We start from the raw sequence: 14,710 nt of genomic DNA on the forward strand, positions 1-14,710 counted from the left end.
TAACTTTGGTTAATGTAGTGGTGTTGTATAGGTGTTGTAGTGTGCTGAAACCCCGTAAACAAAAGGCAAAACTAGGTTTTGTAATAAAATACACTACATAAAAACGCTTGTTTGTAGTAGTTTTAATACTAAAAAGAGACTTGTTAGTTACATCTGAAGTATGTAGTCTACCAAATTTTGCTCATTTGCCAAGCTCATTTTCTTTCGCAACCTATATCTTTTAACTTCTACACTCTTTGGAGATATATTTAAGAGTGGTGCAATCTCCTTAGAAGACAAATTCAAACGTAAATACGCACACAATCTTAAATCGTTAGACGTTAACGACGGGTGTAATTGTTTTACCTTTTTTATAAAATCTTTATCAGCATTATTAAAGGCTTCTTCAAACAATTCCCAATCTCCTTCGTTGTTTAAATTTTTATCTATAATTCGTATTACATTGTTCATGCTTTTTTGATCTCCTTTTAACAATTCATCTTTGATAGCACTTAACAATTCATTTTTCTTAATCACACTCATCGTAGAGCTTGCCAATTCTTTACTCTTTAACGCTACATCTGCTTCTAACTTTTCATTCTCCATAAGTGTTAAACGCTTGTCATTCTCTAACTTTTGCAATTCTAATTCTTTTTGCTTTTCTCTTAATAAACGTTGTTTGTCCTTATTGTGTTTTAGAGTATATACCCTATGCATAAAAACAGAAAAGAAAAAGATTCCTAATAAGTATAAACCAATCCATAGGTTAGAAAAATACCAAGGTCTTTTAACAGAGAAACGATAAGAAGCTATGTTTTCTGTCTCTATCCCATCTACTCTGGCTTTTACCGAAAACACATATTTTCCAAAAGGAAGGTTTTCTACTACTATTTTACTTTCTGTAGACCATTCGCTCCACAAATTAGACAAGCCCTCTACTTGGTATTGAAATTCTACTTGCTTAAACTGGTCGAATACGGGTGCACTACAATAGAATTCAAAATTATTTGCTTCGTTGGAAAACTTTCGAACGCTATCCAAAGCTATATTTACATAGTTCTTGTCTAAAGAGGCATTCTTTATTTGATTAATCTCTACATTACGTCCTTTAACTTCGCTTAAAGTTTTTATGTCTAAAGTGATATATCCATAAGAGTTCCCTAGCAAATATTTCTTAGAACTTACTTCTGATATGTTCTCAAAACCAGTTGCTCCTTTTCTTAAAACTAAAGGAACCGCATAGGTTTTTATATTAGGCTTTGAGCTTACCCCCCCTTGCTCTACACAAACAACTTCCTTTTGTGTAAAACCCCATAGTTTGTCTTCGCTCTTCTCTGCATGATACAACACTCCTGAAATGTATTTTTCTCCCGAAAGATATGCAGACAGTGTTTCGTCTTTTATAAATTTATCTTCTTGCTTTACATATTTAAACACACCTTTCTTATAGGCATACAAAACATCTCCCTTGTACTTAACCAAAGCAGAGTGTAAACCTTTAGGAATAGAACTTATAATTTTGGTATTTAACACCTCTGTTAGTTCTTTATTTACAGATAGTTTATAGACTCCTTTATACTCATGGTTTATAAAAATGGTTTTATTTTCAAAAATTTCGAAATACCTACTAGAGATATTAAACCCCTTTAATTTATTCTTTAACTCCCACATCCCTTCATTTTTACGAAACACATAAAGCCCTGTATAAGTTCCTTGTATAAACGTATTTTCATCTATTGCTTCTATTTTCCATGCTCCCATTACAGCACTAAACCTAGTAGCGGTATTACCTTTTATTAAAAAAGTACCAGAATTGTGTCCACAAAACAGCTCACCATTCAATTCTTTTAATGTCCAAACTTGTCCCTCTGTACCTTTCACCAGTAAAAAAGGTTCGTTCTCGTCTTTATTTTTAGAAAACAATCCTTGGTTGGTTCCTAAATACACTCTATCCTTATGTACTATAGAACTATAAACAGTTCCAATTACTCCATTTATATCCTTAAAAACTCGTAAAGGAGAATCTACATCTAGTACATTAATTCCATCATCTAAACCTAGCCAAACACTTTGCTCGCTATCCTCAAAAAGAGAGAGTACAGTATTGTTAGACAAGCCTTTTTTCTGATTGATTTTATAAACAACATTCCCAGTATCATCAAGTACTATTAGACCATGAGAAATGGTTCCTAAGACAATATTGTCGTTCTTTAATTGTATGCTACTATAGATGGTATATTTAGAAGATAGCTCTTCTTGAATAGTAACATTCCACACCTCTAAACCTTTTTCTCTCTCAACAAAAGCTCCTTTACTATCTGTTATATAAATAAGTTCTCCGTTAACAGCGTGCACACCTACCACCACGTTTTTCTTAAGTACAGGATTATCTACAATAAGCTCTGGCTCTCCTTTTAACATTTTATACACTCCCTTACCTAACTCTTGGTAATACAATACATCGTCTACCTCAAAAACGTTTTGCAACTGCCCTTCTGTTTGATGAATTTTTACAGCCCCATTTTCTATATTACAAAAATAGATTCTCTGTAAGGACTGAAAAACCACCCACTCTTCTACTGTTTCTATCCCCCAAAACTGTTCGTCATCTAACAAATCTAACTCTGCAGATAACGATGTATATTCTAAAATTCCTTTTCTGTTTTTTTGCCAATAACCAAAACCATTAAAAAAACCAGTATAAACCTTATTTCCCTTTGCCTTAACAGATCGTACAATGGTTTCGTTAGGAGATGGATACAAACTCCAATTGGCTCCATCAAATTCTAAAAGCCCTTTATTGTTTGCTACATATATATGCCCATCTTCCCCCTGAGAAATAGACCAATTCTGATTTTCGGCTCCATATTCTTTAGAACTGTAAATACTGATAGGTGGCAACTCTTGAGCAAAAAGTTGACTCATAAAAAGCAAAAAAAATAAAAGCTTAGGGATACGCATCTTTTTTGGGTTAGATTGCCCATTAAAATAACAAAAAAGAGCCACTTAATAGTGACTCTTTTGGTTTTATTAACTCTATTTATAATTTATTGTAACTCTAGTAAATTTTTATAAATTTTATAATTCTCATCATCGTAACAAACAAAATACACTTTCTTTACCTGTTTAACATCAGTCATTTTTATTGTTTCTATAGCAATTCTAGCAGCCAACCCTTTTGGTACTTATAAATCCCAGTACTTATATTAGGAAATGCTATACTTTTTAAACTTTCCTTTTCAGCTAGTTTTAGACTCTCTATGTAACAAGATTTTAACTTTTCTTCTTCATTAGATTTACCTAAATTCCATCTAGGACCAACTGTATGTATCACTCTACTACATGGTAAATTTCCAGAAACAGTTATTACAGCTTCTCCTACTTTACAACCTCCTTGGCGATTTCTTATCCTTTTACAATCTTCAAGTATTTCTCTCCCTCCTTTTCTATGTATAGCACCGTCTACTCCTCCACCACCTAATAAAGATGTGTTAGCTGCATTTACAATTACATCTACCTCTGTTATATCTCCTTGTACAATTTCTAATTCCATAGCTGCAATATCTATCTTTTATTCTTAAAAACTACAAATAACTCTCTGCCCATTCTGGTCTCGTGTGAATTGGTACAGGGTTCCATGCTTACAATTTCAAAATGATTTTTAAACAACGCTTGGTATTCTTTCTTAGCACCTCCAAAAGGGGGGTGGTCTTTATGTAGCTCCGCATTAAACAACAAACCCACTAACATACCATTTGGTTTTATAAGTTGTTCCATTTTTGCTGCATATGCTGGTCTTAAATCGGGATACAACGCACAAAAGAATGTTTGTTCTAACACCAAATCAAACGTATCATTCAGCTCAAAAAAATCACCTTGTATCAATTGATCTTTAGGAAAACTGGGAACTCTTGTAAGGATATTCTTTAAAGGCTCTTCCGCCAAATCTACCACAAATACATTTGTAAAGCCTTTACCAAACAAATACTCCGCTTCGTAAGAATTTCCTCCTCCCGGAATTAAAATTTTCAGGTCTTTATCTGTCAATTCATCAATATAGGCTTTTAAAGGAGGACTAACTTCTCCCAAATCCCAACGATGGCTACCTTCTAAATAACGATTGTTCCAAAATTCTGCATCTAATACCTCCATTCCTTATTTGCTAATTTTTCCTATAGCACAACTTACGTAAGACTGTGCTTTTTTATGCAATGGATTTTTCTCATCTACCATAGGATAACCAATGCTAGATAGTTTTTCCTTTACGAAGTCTACTTGCTCTTTTGCTACATATTTAAAAGTAACGGTACTTTCTTCTACATGTACTTGCACATTGCTAACTCCTTCTAAAGCATTTACTTTATTGCTAATAGTAGTGGCACAACCGCCACATTTTAAATTTTGTATTTTAATGGTTGCTTCCATAACGGTTTTGTCTATCTCTGTTGCTCCCAAGCCATATAACCACCTTTTAAATCCCAGGCTTGTTCAAAACCTGCTTTTGCTAAAATTCTTAGGGCTGTTAAACTTCTCTTACCCGATCGGCAATAAATGTATACGGGTTTGCTTGGATCTAATTTTTGTATTTGCAATTTAAAATTTGGTGTTGCCAGCACGTCTATGTTTTTTGCATTGGCAATGTGCCCAGCTACAAATTCTTTAGGTGTTCTTACATCTATTAACTGTACCTCTTCTACACTAATTGCGTTTTTAAACTCTGTTACGTTCATTCTTTTAAACTTTACCTGAGCCGTTAAACGTTGCGCGTAACTTAAGCCCCAGATAACAAGAACTACAATACAAATTGTTTTAATCATAATTTTTAAGATATGGTTGATGGACATACGTAATCTGTTATTTCTATGTCCGATTCTTTTATGGCTGCAAAACCACCGATTACATCTACAAAATTATGAATTCCTCTGCTTTTTAGTATAGATGCAGCAATCATACTTCTATATCCTCCTGCACAATGCATAAAAAAACTGCTATCTTTTGGAAAATCAGACAAATACGAATTGATCCCATCTAGTGGTGTATTCTTTGCTGTAGGTATTCTTTCCGAAATAAATTCGGTTTGTTTTCTTACATCAAAGACCTTTGCCCCTGGTAACTGCTCTTTTAATCCCGCTGCCGATACTTGATTTACCGTATCGTATTCCTTATTGGCCAACTTCCAAGCCTCAAATCCTCCTTTTAAATAGCCCAAAGTATTGTCAAAACCTACTCTAGACAAACGGGTAATAGTTTCCTCTTCTCTACCTTCTGGAATTACCAAAACAATAGGCTGTTGTACATCTCCTATCAACGCTCCTACCCAAGGAGCAAAACCACCATCAATCCCAATAAAAATAGACTGAGGAATGTGACCTTGTGCAAACTCTGTTGCTGTTCTAACATCTAAAACCAAAGCTCCTGCTTCGTTTGCCAACTGTTCTAGCTCGTTTGCAGACAACTCGTGTGTTCCTTGTGCTATTACGCTTGCAATATCCTCGTATCCTTCTTTATTCATCTTTACATTCAACGGAAAATATTGTGGTGGAGGCAACAAACCGTGGGTTACTTCTTTTACAAACTCGGCTTCTGTCATATTCGCTCGTAAAGCATAGTTATTCTCTTTCTGATCTCCCAAAGTTCCCGAAGTCTCTTTGCTCAAATTCTTTCCACAAGCAGATCCTGCTCCATGCCCAGGATATACAATTAGCTCGTCTTCTAAAGGCATAATTTTAGTTCGTAAACTATGATACAATGTTGCAGCTAACTCATCTTGAGTCATATCAGCAGCTTTTTGTGCCAAGTCTGGACGACCTACATCTCCTAAAAACAGGGTATCTCCTGTAAACAAAGCATGATTGTTTCCTTGCTCGTCTATCAACAAATAAGTGGTAGACTCCATAGTATGCCCTGGTGTATGTAACACTTTAATAACTACATCTCCTAGCTTAAACTCCTGTTGATCTTTTGCAATAATTGCTTTAAAACTGGGGTTTGCATTGGGTCCGTAAATAATAGGTGCTCCTGTTTTTTCTGATAAGGTAACATGTCCACTTACAAAATCTGCATGAAAATGGGTTTCTAAAATATAGCTAATACTCGCCCCGTTGGCTGCTGCCAAATCTATATAGGGTTGTACTTCTCTAAGTGGATCTATAATTGCTACTTCTCCGTTACTTTCTATGTAATAAGCCCCTTGTGCTAAACATCCTGTATATATTTGCTCTATTTTCATGAGTTGTGTTTTTAATACCATTCAAAAATAAGGTTCGTTCCCAAGCCCCACAGTAACAAACGTTACACATCCTTGGTAGCCTGATGACAAATTTTTCGCTGTAAATCGTCTTTGCAAATAATTCCATCAAAACAATCTACGGCTTCGTAAGTTCTTACAAATAAATTTTCTTTCCCCAACACGTCCATCAATCCATTGTTAAACAGCACATCTCGGGTAGGGCCAATGGCTCCGGCGATAAAGAATTGAATCTCCTGCTCTTTTAGTTTCTGAACTAGCTGAATTAACATGCTATTTGCACTGTTGTCAATATAATTGATGGATTCTGCATTGAGTATAATCGCTTTTAAAGTAGCGTTCTTTTGCTGCACTAAGCTTTCTAATTTTTTCTTAAAGTAATCTTTGTTTCCAAAGAACAATTGCGCATCGAATCTTAAAATGAGTAAATCTTCTCTTTCTTGCGTATTAAATCTGTGAATGTTTTTAAAATAATTGCTTCCTTCTATTCTTGCCAACACTGCAATATGTGGCTGCGATGTCCTGTACACCATTACAATTAAAGAGGCAATCATTCCAATAACAATTCCTTGGGTAATACCCATAAACAGCGTTATAATAAAAGTTCCTATCAGTAAAAAAAACTCTTCTCTATTTTGTTTCCATAACTCTATGGGATAGCTCACATTAAACAAATTGGCAACGGCCACCAAAATCATAGCTCCCAAAACTGCTTTGGGTAAATAGTAAAACAAGGGCGTTAAAAACAATAAGGTAAGTGCTACCACTCCGGCACTTATCCAACTTGCCACACCTGTATTTCCTCCAGACTGATTGTTAACTGCCGTTCTAGAAAAACCTCCTGTGGTAGGATAGGCCTGAAAAAAAGAACCAATCATATTGGCAGCTCCCAAGGCTATTAATTCCTGATTGGCATCTACCTCGTAATTCTTTTCCTTTTCTTCTAAAGATTTAGACACAGAAATGGCTTCCATAAAAGCCACCAAAGCCAAGGTAACCGCCAATGGAGTCATTTCTAAAAAAGGCAGCTCGTTTACACGGGGTATTTTAAAAGAAGGCAAACCTTGCGGAATGGCTCCCACTATTTGTACACCTAAACGCTCTAACTGCAAGCCATACACCAATAAAACACCTAGTACTACTACCACCAAAGCAGCAGGTACTTTAGGAACGTACTTTTTTAAAAGCACCAACACCACAATACTGCTTAGGCCAAGTACAAATGTTGCTCTATTTATATGAGGCAACACATCAAATAGCTGATAGGCTAACAGGTGCAACTTAGAACTCCCTTTTACCCCAACTCCTAAAATATGTTTTAACTGACTTAGTCCTATAATTACAGCGGCTGCAGAAGTAAAACCACTTATAACAGGTTTGGATAAAAAATTTACCAAAAAGCCCATTCTAAGAAAACCCAATAACAATTGTACAAACCCCATAAACAAGGATAAGAATACAGCCATGGCTATATAATTTTCTAACCCAGATACCTGCAATGCTCCTAACCCCGCAGCCACTAATAAAGAATCCATGGCAACAGGCCCTACTGCCAACTGTCTAGAAGTTCCTAAAAATGCATAGATTACCTGTGGCATTAACGCCGCATACAAACCAAATACCGGAGGCAAACCGGCAATTAAAGCATAGGCCATTCCTTGTGGAATTAATAAAATCCCAACAGTTATACCTGCCATTACATCTCCATACACCCACTTTTTAGAATAAGAGGACAACCACGTAATAAATGGGAAATAGGTCTTCATTTAGAATCTGTTTATTGCAAAATTAGAACCTTAACACCTACTTAGCAGTAACAAAAGTTACAGACCCGTAAAAAAAGGGGTGATATTTTTTTATATCAACAATAGAATACCGAATTTTACGCCCTGTTAATTAATTCAATAGACCTACATGGCAAACGCACAAAAAGAAGTCATCTTATTAAAAGTTTCAGGACAAGACAAACCTGGAGTTACTGCTGGTTTAACTTCTGTATTGGCAGATTACAATGCAACGGTTTTAGACATTGGTCAGGCAGATATTCACGATACTTTATCTTTAGGTATTTTATTTGAAATTCCTGCAGATAACGACTCGGGGCCTGTTTTAAAAGATTTATTATTTAAAGCTTACGAACTTGGAATTAGTGTTAAGTTTATTCCAATTACTATAGAAGACTACGAAAACTGGGTAAGTTCTCAGGGAAAACCTCGTTATATTGTTACCATCTTAGGAGAAGCATTGGCTGCTGAACAAGTGGCTGCGGTTACCAAAGTAATGGCAGAAGAAGGACTAAATATTGATGCTATTAAGCGTTTAACAGGTAGAACTTCTTTGATAGAGAAAAAAGAGCAATCTCGTTCTTGTATTGAATTGTCTGTACGAGGAGAGGTTACCAATAAAACAGAAATGACTTCTAAGTTTATGGACATTTCTAGAAACTTAAATGTTGATTTATCTTTTCAGGAAGATAATATTTACCGTAGAAACCGTCGTTTGGTTTGTTTTGATATGGACTCTACATTGATTCAGGCAGAGGTAATTGTAAAGTTGGCTGAATTGGCAGGTGTTGGTAAAGAAGTAGACGAGATTACAGAGTCTGCAATGCGTGGTGAGATTGATTTTAACACAAGCTTTAAGAAACGTATGGCTATGTTAGAAGGGTTAAGCGAAGATGTATTGCAAGATGTAGCTAAAAACTTACCAATTACAGAGGGTGCACACCGTTTGTTTAAAGCCTTAAAATACTACGGATTTAAAACGGCTATCCTTTCTGGAGGGTTTACTTATTTTGCAGAATACTTACAGAAAGAATTGGGGATTGACTATGTACATGCCAACCAATTAGAAATTAAAGACGGTGCCTTAACCGGTAACTATATTGGTGAGATTGTAGATGGAAATAAAAAAGCAGAATACCTAAAGGCAATTGCTGAAAAAGAAGGGATTCACATTAACCAAACTATTGCAGTGGGAGATGGTGCAAACGACTTGCCTATGTTAAACTTAGCTGGTTTAGGAATTGCTTTCCATGCCAAGCCAAAAGTAAAAGAAAGTGCAGAAAGCTCTATTTCTAGCTTAGGATTAGACGGTGTTCTTTATTTATTAGGTTACCACGATAGACATATTGATTTGAATTAGTACTTCGTACTGCTTTAGGCTATAAGCTGTATGCTAAACTTATATAAAATCCTTCCTGAATTTATTTTTGGGAAGGATTTTTTTGTTCTTGGCTATTAATGGTTAAGGGTTAAGGGTTAATGGTTAATGGTTAATGGTTAAGGGTTAAGGGTTAAGGGTTAAGGGTTAATGGTTAATGGTTAATGGTTAATGGTTAATGGTTAATGAAAATCGTAATTCTAAATTCGTCAATCGTAATTTACTTTACAAACTTTCAACTTTAAAAACACATCAGCACCTGCTACTTGCTACCTGATACCCAATACCTACTCCCCAGAAAAGAATTCCACCCTATTTTTGTTACTTACCTAAAAACCAGTATCTTTAAAGAAGGCCGTAAACTAATCCCTAAAAGAAACACAGATGAAAAAAGGAATGATTAAACTAAGCGTACTCTATCCAAGCGGAGAAGGAGCAACATTTAACATGGACTATTATTGCAACAAGCACATTCCAATGGTAGCAGGTTTACTTGGAGATGCCGTTAAAGGAGCTACTGTTGAATCTGGGCTAGGCAGTGCAGCCCCAGGATCTACACCTCCATATGCTGCTATGGGAAACATGTATTTTGATTCTATGGAATCTTTTCAAAACGCATTTGGTCCCCATGCAGAAACGATTATGGCAGATGCAACAAACTATACCAATGTAGCTCCCGTTGTACAAATTAGTGAAGTTTTAATCTAAAAAAGCGAATCTTTACAGTAAACCATACAAGGCCCTACAGCTCTTAAAACACATTTTAAGAATTGTACTTGGCCTAAATATTGCTTGTTCCCTATAGCAAGTGCTTTGTGCAAATACCATGTCTAAATCTTACAATTCTTTTACACTACAATGAAAAAATACGGTTTCTTCTTCTTATTTCTTTTTGGTTTCTTTTTTTGCTTTTCACAATCTCACACAAAAGATCTATCTAGTGCAGCCATCGAGTTAACAAAACAAAAAGCCACCTACGACCCTAGTTATTTTTCCATCAAGTATCCAAATGGAGACGTTCCAAGTAACAAAGGAGTATGTACAGACGTTGTAATTCGTGCCTATAGAAAGTTAGGCATTGACTTGCAAAAGGAAGTACACGAAGACATGCTACAAAACTTTAACTCTTACCCTAAACTATGGGGTTTAAAAAGGACAGACAAGAACATTGATCACAGAAGAGTGCCCAATTTGATGACTTTTTTTAAACGAAAAGGTGCGGAGAAACCTATTTCAAAAAAAGCTGAGGACTACTTACCTGGCGATATTGTTTGTTGGAGTCTAGGAGGTGCAATTACACATATTGGAATTGTAATTCACAAAAAGTCTAAAACTAAAAATCAATTTTTAATTGTTCATAACATTGGTGCCGGACAAGTAGTAGAAGATTGCCTGTTTGACTACAAAATAATAGGACATTATAGATATACTGCGAAACATTTAAAGTCAAGTATAAAAAAGTAAACGCATCAATTGGAATAGTTAGAATGACTCTTGGCTAAACAAAACTCGATTTTCTCAATTTGTAATTCCTAAATATCTTTGGGTTGTCAAGTAGCTCCCGAAATTTCAAAAGAAATGCAATTCTTGCTACCTGATACCTGATACCTGATACCAATTATAATTTCTATTTTTAGAAAACCAAACAATTGCTTTTACCATGAACTTCAACCTCAACAAATCCGTAGAAATGCTGGAGAGAACTCCAGATGCCTATATCGCTTTATTTCAAAATCTGACCTACGAATGGGATACCCTAAACGAAGGAGCGAATACTTGGAATGCAAAAAACATTCTAGGACACTTAATTCATGGAGAAAAAACGGACTGGATTCCTAGAGCCACCCAAATACTCGACCCAAACTTTAACGAGACTTTTGAGCCTTACGACAGATTTGCACAGGATACCTTGTACAATACGCAAACTACAGACCAATTGCTAGAAGAATACAAAGCCCTTAGAGTTAAAAATATAGCTACCTTACAATCTTGGAACTTAACCAAAGAAGATTTAGACAAAACGGGAACACATCCAGACTCAAATATTGGTACTGTAACCCTAAGAGAACTTATTTCCACTTGGACTATCCACGATTTAATTCACCTAAACCAAATATCTAGAGTGCTCGCCAAACACTATTCAGAAGACATGGGACCTTGGAGGCAATACACAAAGTTGTTAAACCAATAGAGGAATACATCACCCCAAAAACTAACACTTGTTAATTCACGGCATGCTATTTGTAACCTTCATGAAAAAAAATAAATTCATGAAAAAAACACTAGCCGTTCTACTTTGTATGCTATCCATACAAGTATTCTCGCAACACAAAAATGTTACTGTAAAAGGAAAAGTCTTAACCGACAATGTAAAAGAAGTTAAACTCTATCTAAACATAGACCCTATTTCTCGACAAAAAACCTATATAAGCTCCTTAGACAAGAACAATAATTTTTCTATAGAAGTTCCTGTAAACAAAGTTACCATAGGTACTATTTACATAGGTAGGTATCGACACAAAATATATATCTTTCCTGAAGACAATTTTACATTGACTGCAGATAACGACGACATTGTGTTTAAAGGAAAAGGAGGAAATAAGAACAACTTCTTATACGATTTAGAGAAAAACAAAATTAGTAACTACCAGTTCTATAGACCTTCTAACAAAGCAAAACTAGCTCCTGCGCAGTTAATGAATAAACTAAAACAATTCAAGAAAAAAAGGATTGCTGCTCTTAATAGTTTCCATCAAGGAACCTTAAACACAGCGTTTAAAAAGTACTTTACACTAGAAACAGAAACTATCTATCAAAGTATTTTAAGGGGATACCCTAGAAGGTATAAGTATAAGAACAAAATAGACACAACTTTAGAGTTACCAGAATCTTATCAAAAACTGTATCACTTTTCTTATGCGGTAGACGATAAAAAAGCTTTTTCTAGCACTTATATAAGAGACATAAGAGGCTTATTATTCACCAATTTTTACAAAGAAGGAACTCGTTCTTTTACATCTATGGAAGAATCTAGAATTGCTTTTAACAAAGTAATTAAAGACTCTTTAACTGGAAAAACTAGAGAATATGTTTTGGCAAATTGTATTGTGGGGAACCTAGGTAGAAACGATTACGAATCTAATAGTATAGAACTATTTAACAGTATAAGCCCTGGTAAGCTTAGCAAAAGAGTAGTTAACAAATCCTTAGACAAGTACAACGTAAAAAAGGCATTACTCAACAAGCCATTAAACAAGGAGTTTAAAAACACCTTGGTAATAGACTCCCAAGGAAACAAAATGACCTTTGGAAAAATGATGAAAAAGTTCAAAGGAAAAGTAGTCTACTTAGATATGTGGAATATGCAATGTGGCCCTTGTAGAGCTGCCATGCCATTCTCCAAAGACTTAAAAGAAAAGCTAAAAGACGAACCTATAGAATTTGTGTACTTCTACGTGGGTAGCAGGAGAGGAACTCCTTGGAGTAAAATATATGAGACCTCACTTACGGAAGAAAATCATTTCTTAAGTCCCAAAGGTTTTGAATCTAAACTGAACCGATTTATGGAAATTAACTGGGTGCCAAATTATATGATTTTTGATAAAAAAGGAAAACTCGTTAGTTTTAGTGCAGACAGACCTACTTCTCAAACTAAAAAGTACGTAACCCCTATAGAAAAAGAGTTACGAAAATTAGCGGCATTGTAATTTACACATACTTAAAGACCAACCTAAAAATACCCCATATGGGGTATTTTTTTTATGCTTATATCTTTAGACTTTTGGTACTAGTTTATAGACAATGAAGAAAAAAGAAAATCATACATTAGAATCTCTTACCCAACTAGAGAAAGAAATAGTGCTTTTAATTGTAAAAGGTTCCAACGAACAAGAAATAGCCGAAACACTAAAAATCAACATAGACAAAGCCATCAGCTATAAGAATATCATTTTTAAAAAACTAGCAATAGAATCTGACACTGAATTGATCTTTTTAGCATATAGCAAACCACTTTACTGAGCACCTCTCCCCTACAGTTTCTAGAATGTTTGTATATTCAAGCTCAATTTTAAACAACACCCAATGAAAGCGCTATCTTTAAAAGCCTGTGTATTTTTTCTAATTGCAATTTGCACCTCTTGTTTAGACGACAACTCTTCTACTTTTGAAATTCCTGATTTTAGAGAACAAAACGATGCTACCATTACCCAATACATCGCAGATAACAACTTAACTGCTACCAAAACCGAATCTGGTTTGTACTATATCATTAATGAACCAGGAACCGGAGCCCACCCAACAGCTACAGACAACGTTACAGTTACTTATAAAGGATATTATACCAACGGAGCTGTTTTTGAAGAACCTGACAACGAAAATACTTTTAACTTAAGCGGCGTAATCCAAGGTTGGACAGAAGGAATACAATACCTTAAAGAAGGAGGAAGTGCTACACTATTAATCCCAGCTCACTTGGGCTATGGTAGTTTTAACTTTGCGAGTATACCTGGTGGTTCTGTGCTAATTTTTGATGTGGAGTTGATTGCCATAAACTAGTTCTAGCCTTCTCTACACAAGCATTCTAACCACAAGCCTATTAGCAACAGTACCAGCACAACGCTGCTATAAAAATATTGGTGTACACCAACCAAACAATTAGTGTAGACCAACTAGTTCATTGGTGTAGGCAAACCAAATAAACGGTGTACACCGTTTATTTAATACACCTAGGCCAATAATGCAAAAGTTACGTAGCTCTTGTCAATAAGGACAATTGCTATCCTTTGCTTACTTTGTATTTTAAGTTCTTAAGCATGTTACGAATGCGTGTGTCGGGACGAAAGACCATTCTACTTTTTACAACAGAATTGGCCGTTACTGCTTCTGCTGTTTCCTCTGCAACAGAATTAACACTTACCTGAAAAGCCCCCAAACGGTCTAGCTTTACTATTTTTCCTTGTTGTAGCTCGTCTACAATGTTATTAACCAACGTAATAATTACATTGTAACAATCTCCCTCGTTTACACTGCTTTGGTGCGATACCAAATAAGCCAAACGTTCTAAATCTACACTCCCTGTAGCCACAGCTCTTGCGTAGTATTTTTTAGCTGCAGTAGCATCTCTAGGGTCTCCTTTTAAAGATGGTTTAATCTCTATCATAATTTTTCTTTTTTAAACAATACACATGTCATAGCAAACATTGTTACAAGATAAAAAAAGTTCAGTATATATGTCTGTAGCACCCCTAACTAGCATTACAACAAAACACACGACATCATACTTTTAGGTGAGTCTTTCTATGTATAATTGGTTAAATTTGA

15 protein-coding genes are annotated in these 14,710 nt (G+C 35.3%); 7 read left to right on the top strand and 8 right to left on the bottom strand.

Going from position 1 to position 14,710, the window contains the following annotated elements; all coding sequences use genetic code 11:
- Positions 1 to 147: 147 nt before the first annotated feature.
- The 7 genes from ACXHHC_RS06735 to ACXHHC_RS06765 form a co-directional block, all read right to left on the bottom strand.
- Complete coding sequence (locus ACXHHC_RS06735; protein ID WP_458228866.1) at positions 148 to 2,904, bottom strand: triple tyrosine motif-containing protein; 2,757 nt, start codon at positions 2,902 to 2,904, stop codon at positions 148 to 150.
- A gap of 226 nt (positions 2,905 to 3,130) precedes the next feature.
- Positions 3,131 to 3,532, bottom strand: a complete 402-nt coding sequence (locus ACXHHC_RS06740) for a macro domain-containing protein (protein ID WP_458228867.1) — start codon at positions 3,530 to 3,532, stop codon at positions 3,131 to 3,133.
- An 11-nt stretch (positions 3,533 to 3,543) separates the two neighbouring features.
- Complete coding sequence (locus ACXHHC_RS06745) at positions 3,544 to 4,131, bottom strand: methyltransferase domain-containing protein (RefSeq protein ID WP_458228868.1); 588 nt, start codon at positions 4,129 to 4,131, stop codon at positions 3,544 to 3,546.
- Between the two features lie 3 nt (positions 4,132 to 4,134).
- Entirely contained in the window at positions 4,135 to 4,434 is a 300-nt protein-coding gene (locus ACXHHC_RS06750) for a heavy-metal-associated domain-containing protein (RefSeq protein ID WP_458228869.1), read from the bottom strand.
- Positions 4,416 to 4,796 (bottom strand): rhodanese-like domain-containing protein, encoded by a 381-nt coding sequence (locus ACXHHC_RS06755; RefSeq protein WP_458228870.1) that lies wholly within the window; start codon positions 4,794 to 4,796, stop codon positions 4,416 to 4,418. The genes ACXHHC_RS06750 and ACXHHC_RS06755 overlap by 19 nt, the downstream gene beginning before the upstream one ends.
- Before the next feature lie 5 nt (positions 4,797 to 4,801).
- Positions 4,802 to 6,208 carry an MBL fold metallo-hydrolase gene (locus ACXHHC_RS06760; protein WP_458228871.1) on the bottom strand — a complete coding sequence of 469 codons (1,407 nt, stop codon included), beginning with the start codon at positions 6,206 to 6,208 and terminating at the stop codon, positions 4,802 to 4,804.
- A gap of 62 nt (positions 6,209 to 6,270) precedes the next feature.
- Positions 6,271 to 7,992: a SulP family inorganic anion transporter gene (locus tag ACXHHC_RS06765; protein ID WP_458228872.1), complete on the bottom strand. Its 1,722-nt coding sequence runs from the start codon at positions 7,990 to 7,992 to the stop codon at positions 6,271 to 6,273.
- Between the two features lie 148 nt (positions 7,993 to 8,140).
- On the opposite strand from ACXHHC_RS06765, the gene serB reads away from it, so the two are divergent.
- From serB to ACXHHC_RS06800, 7 genes are all read left to right on the top strand, one after another.
- Entirely contained in the window at positions 8,141 to 9,370 is a 1,230-nt protein-coding gene (serB, locus tag ACXHHC_RS06770; protein WP_458228873.1) for a phosphoserine phosphatase SerB, read from the top strand.
- A gap of 402 nt (positions 9,371 to 9,772) precedes the next feature.
- Complete coding sequence (locus ACXHHC_RS06775) at positions 9,773 to 10,096, top strand: EthD family reductase (protein WP_458228874.1); 324 nt, start codon at positions 9,773 to 9,775, stop codon at positions 10,094 to 10,096.
- Between the two features lie 150 nt (positions 10,097 to 10,246).
- The gene (locus ACXHHC_RS06780) at positions 10,247 to 10,852 is read left to right on the top strand and encodes a DUF1287 domain-containing protein (RefSeq protein ID WP_458228875.1); all 606 of its coding nucleotides are present in this window, start codon (positions 10,247 to 10,249) and stop codon (positions 10,850 to 10,852) included.
- A 196-nt stretch (positions 10,853 to 11,048) separates the two neighbouring features.
- Positions 11,049 to 11,579 carry a DinB family protein gene (locus tag ACXHHC_RS06785; RefSeq protein WP_458228876.1) on the top strand — a complete coding sequence of 177 codons (531 nt, stop codon included), beginning with the start codon at positions 11,049 to 11,051 and terminating at the stop codon, positions 11,577 to 11,579.
- 79 nt (positions 11,580 to 11,658) lie between these two features.
- Complete coding sequence (locus tag ACXHHC_RS06790) at positions 11,659 to 13,095, top strand: TlpA family protein disulfide reductase (RefSeq protein ID WP_458228877.1); 1,437 nt, start codon at positions 11,659 to 11,661, stop codon at positions 13,093 to 13,095.
- 94 nt (positions 13,096 to 13,189) lie between these two features.
- A complete protein-coding gene (locus ACXHHC_RS06795; RefSeq protein WP_458228878.1) occupies positions 13,190 to 13,408 on the top strand; it encodes a helix-turn-helix transcriptional regulator in 219 nt (72 codons plus the stop codon).
- Between the two features lie 63 nt (positions 13,409 to 13,471).
- The gene (locus ACXHHC_RS06800) at positions 13,472 to 13,945 is read left to right on the top strand and encodes an FKBP-type peptidyl-prolyl cis-trans isomerase (protein WP_458228879.1); all 474 of its coding nucleotides are present in this window, start codon (positions 13,472 to 13,474) and stop codon (positions 13,943 to 13,945) included.
- A 220-nt stretch (positions 13,946 to 14,165) separates the two neighbouring features.
- On the opposite strand, the gene ACXHHC_RS06805 is transcribed toward ACXHHC_RS06800, so the two are convergent.
- Positions 14,166 to 14,549, bottom strand: a complete 384-nt coding sequence (locus tag ACXHHC_RS06805; RefSeq protein WP_458228880.1) for an HU family DNA-binding protein — start codon at positions 14,547 to 14,549, stop codon at positions 14,166 to 14,168.
- Between the last annotated feature and the right edge of the window lie 161 nt (positions 14,550 to 14,710).

This window comes from Wenyingzhuangia sp. IMCC45574, from assembly GCF_054182685.1.

Bases quoted from the DNA above. Each gene is read 5' to 3' on its own strand.
- serB (WP_458228873.1), top strand. From the start codon at position 8,141: ATGGCAAACGCACAAAAAGAAGTCATCTTATTAAAAGTTTCAGGACAA.
- ACXHHC_RS06795 (WP_458228878.1), top strand. From the start codon at position 13,190: ATGAAGAAAAAAGAAAATCATACATTAGAATCTCTTACCCAACTAGAG.
- ACXHHC_RS06805 (WP_458228880.1), bottom strand. From the start codon at position 14,549: ATGATAGAGATTAAACCATCTTTAAAAGGAGACCCTAGAGATGCTACT.
- ACXHHC_RS06785 (WP_458228876.1), top strand. From the start codon at position 11,049: ATGAACTTCAACCTCAACAAATCCGTAGAAATGCTGGAGAGAACTCCA.
- ACXHHC_RS06765 (WP_458228872.1), bottom strand. From the start codon at position 7,992: ATGAAGACCTATTTCCCATTTATTACGTGGTTGTCCTCTTATTCTAAA.
- ACXHHC_RS06800 (WP_458228879.1), top strand. From the start codon at position 13,472: ATGAAAGCGCTATCTTTAAAAGCCTGTGTATTTTTTCTAATTGCAATT.
- ACXHHC_RS06790 (WP_458228877.1), top strand. From the start codon at position 11,659: ATGAAAAAAACACTAGCCGTTCTACTTTGTATGCTATCCATACAAGTA.
- ACXHHC_RS06755 (WP_458228870.1), bottom strand. From the start codon at position 4,796: ATGATTAAAACAATTTGTATTGTAGTTCTTGTTATCTGGGGCTTAAGT.
- ACXHHC_RS06740 (WP_458228867.1), bottom strand. From the start codon at position 3,532: ATGGAATTAGAAATTGTACAAGGAGATATAACAGAGGTAGATGTAATT.
- ACXHHC_RS06775 (WP_458228874.1), top strand. From the start codon at position 9,773: ATGAAAAAAGGAATGATTAAACTAAGCGTACTCTATCCAAGCGGAGAA.
- ACXHHC_RS06745 (WP_458228868.1), bottom strand. From the start codon at position 4,131: ATGGAGGTATTAGATGCAGAATTTTGGAACAATCGTTATTTAGAAGGT.
- ACXHHC_RS06760 (WP_458228871.1), bottom strand. From the start codon at position 6,208: ATGAAAATAGAGCAAATATATACAGGATGTTTAGCACAAGGGGCTTAT.
- ACXHHC_RS06735 (WP_458228866.1), bottom strand. From the start codon at position 2,904: ATGAGTCAACTTTTTGCTCAAGAGTTGCCACCTATCAGTATTTACAGT.
- ACXHHC_RS06780 (WP_458228875.1), top strand. From the start codon at position 10,247: ATGAAAAAATACGGTTTCTTCTTCTTATTTCTTTTTGGTTTCTTTTTT.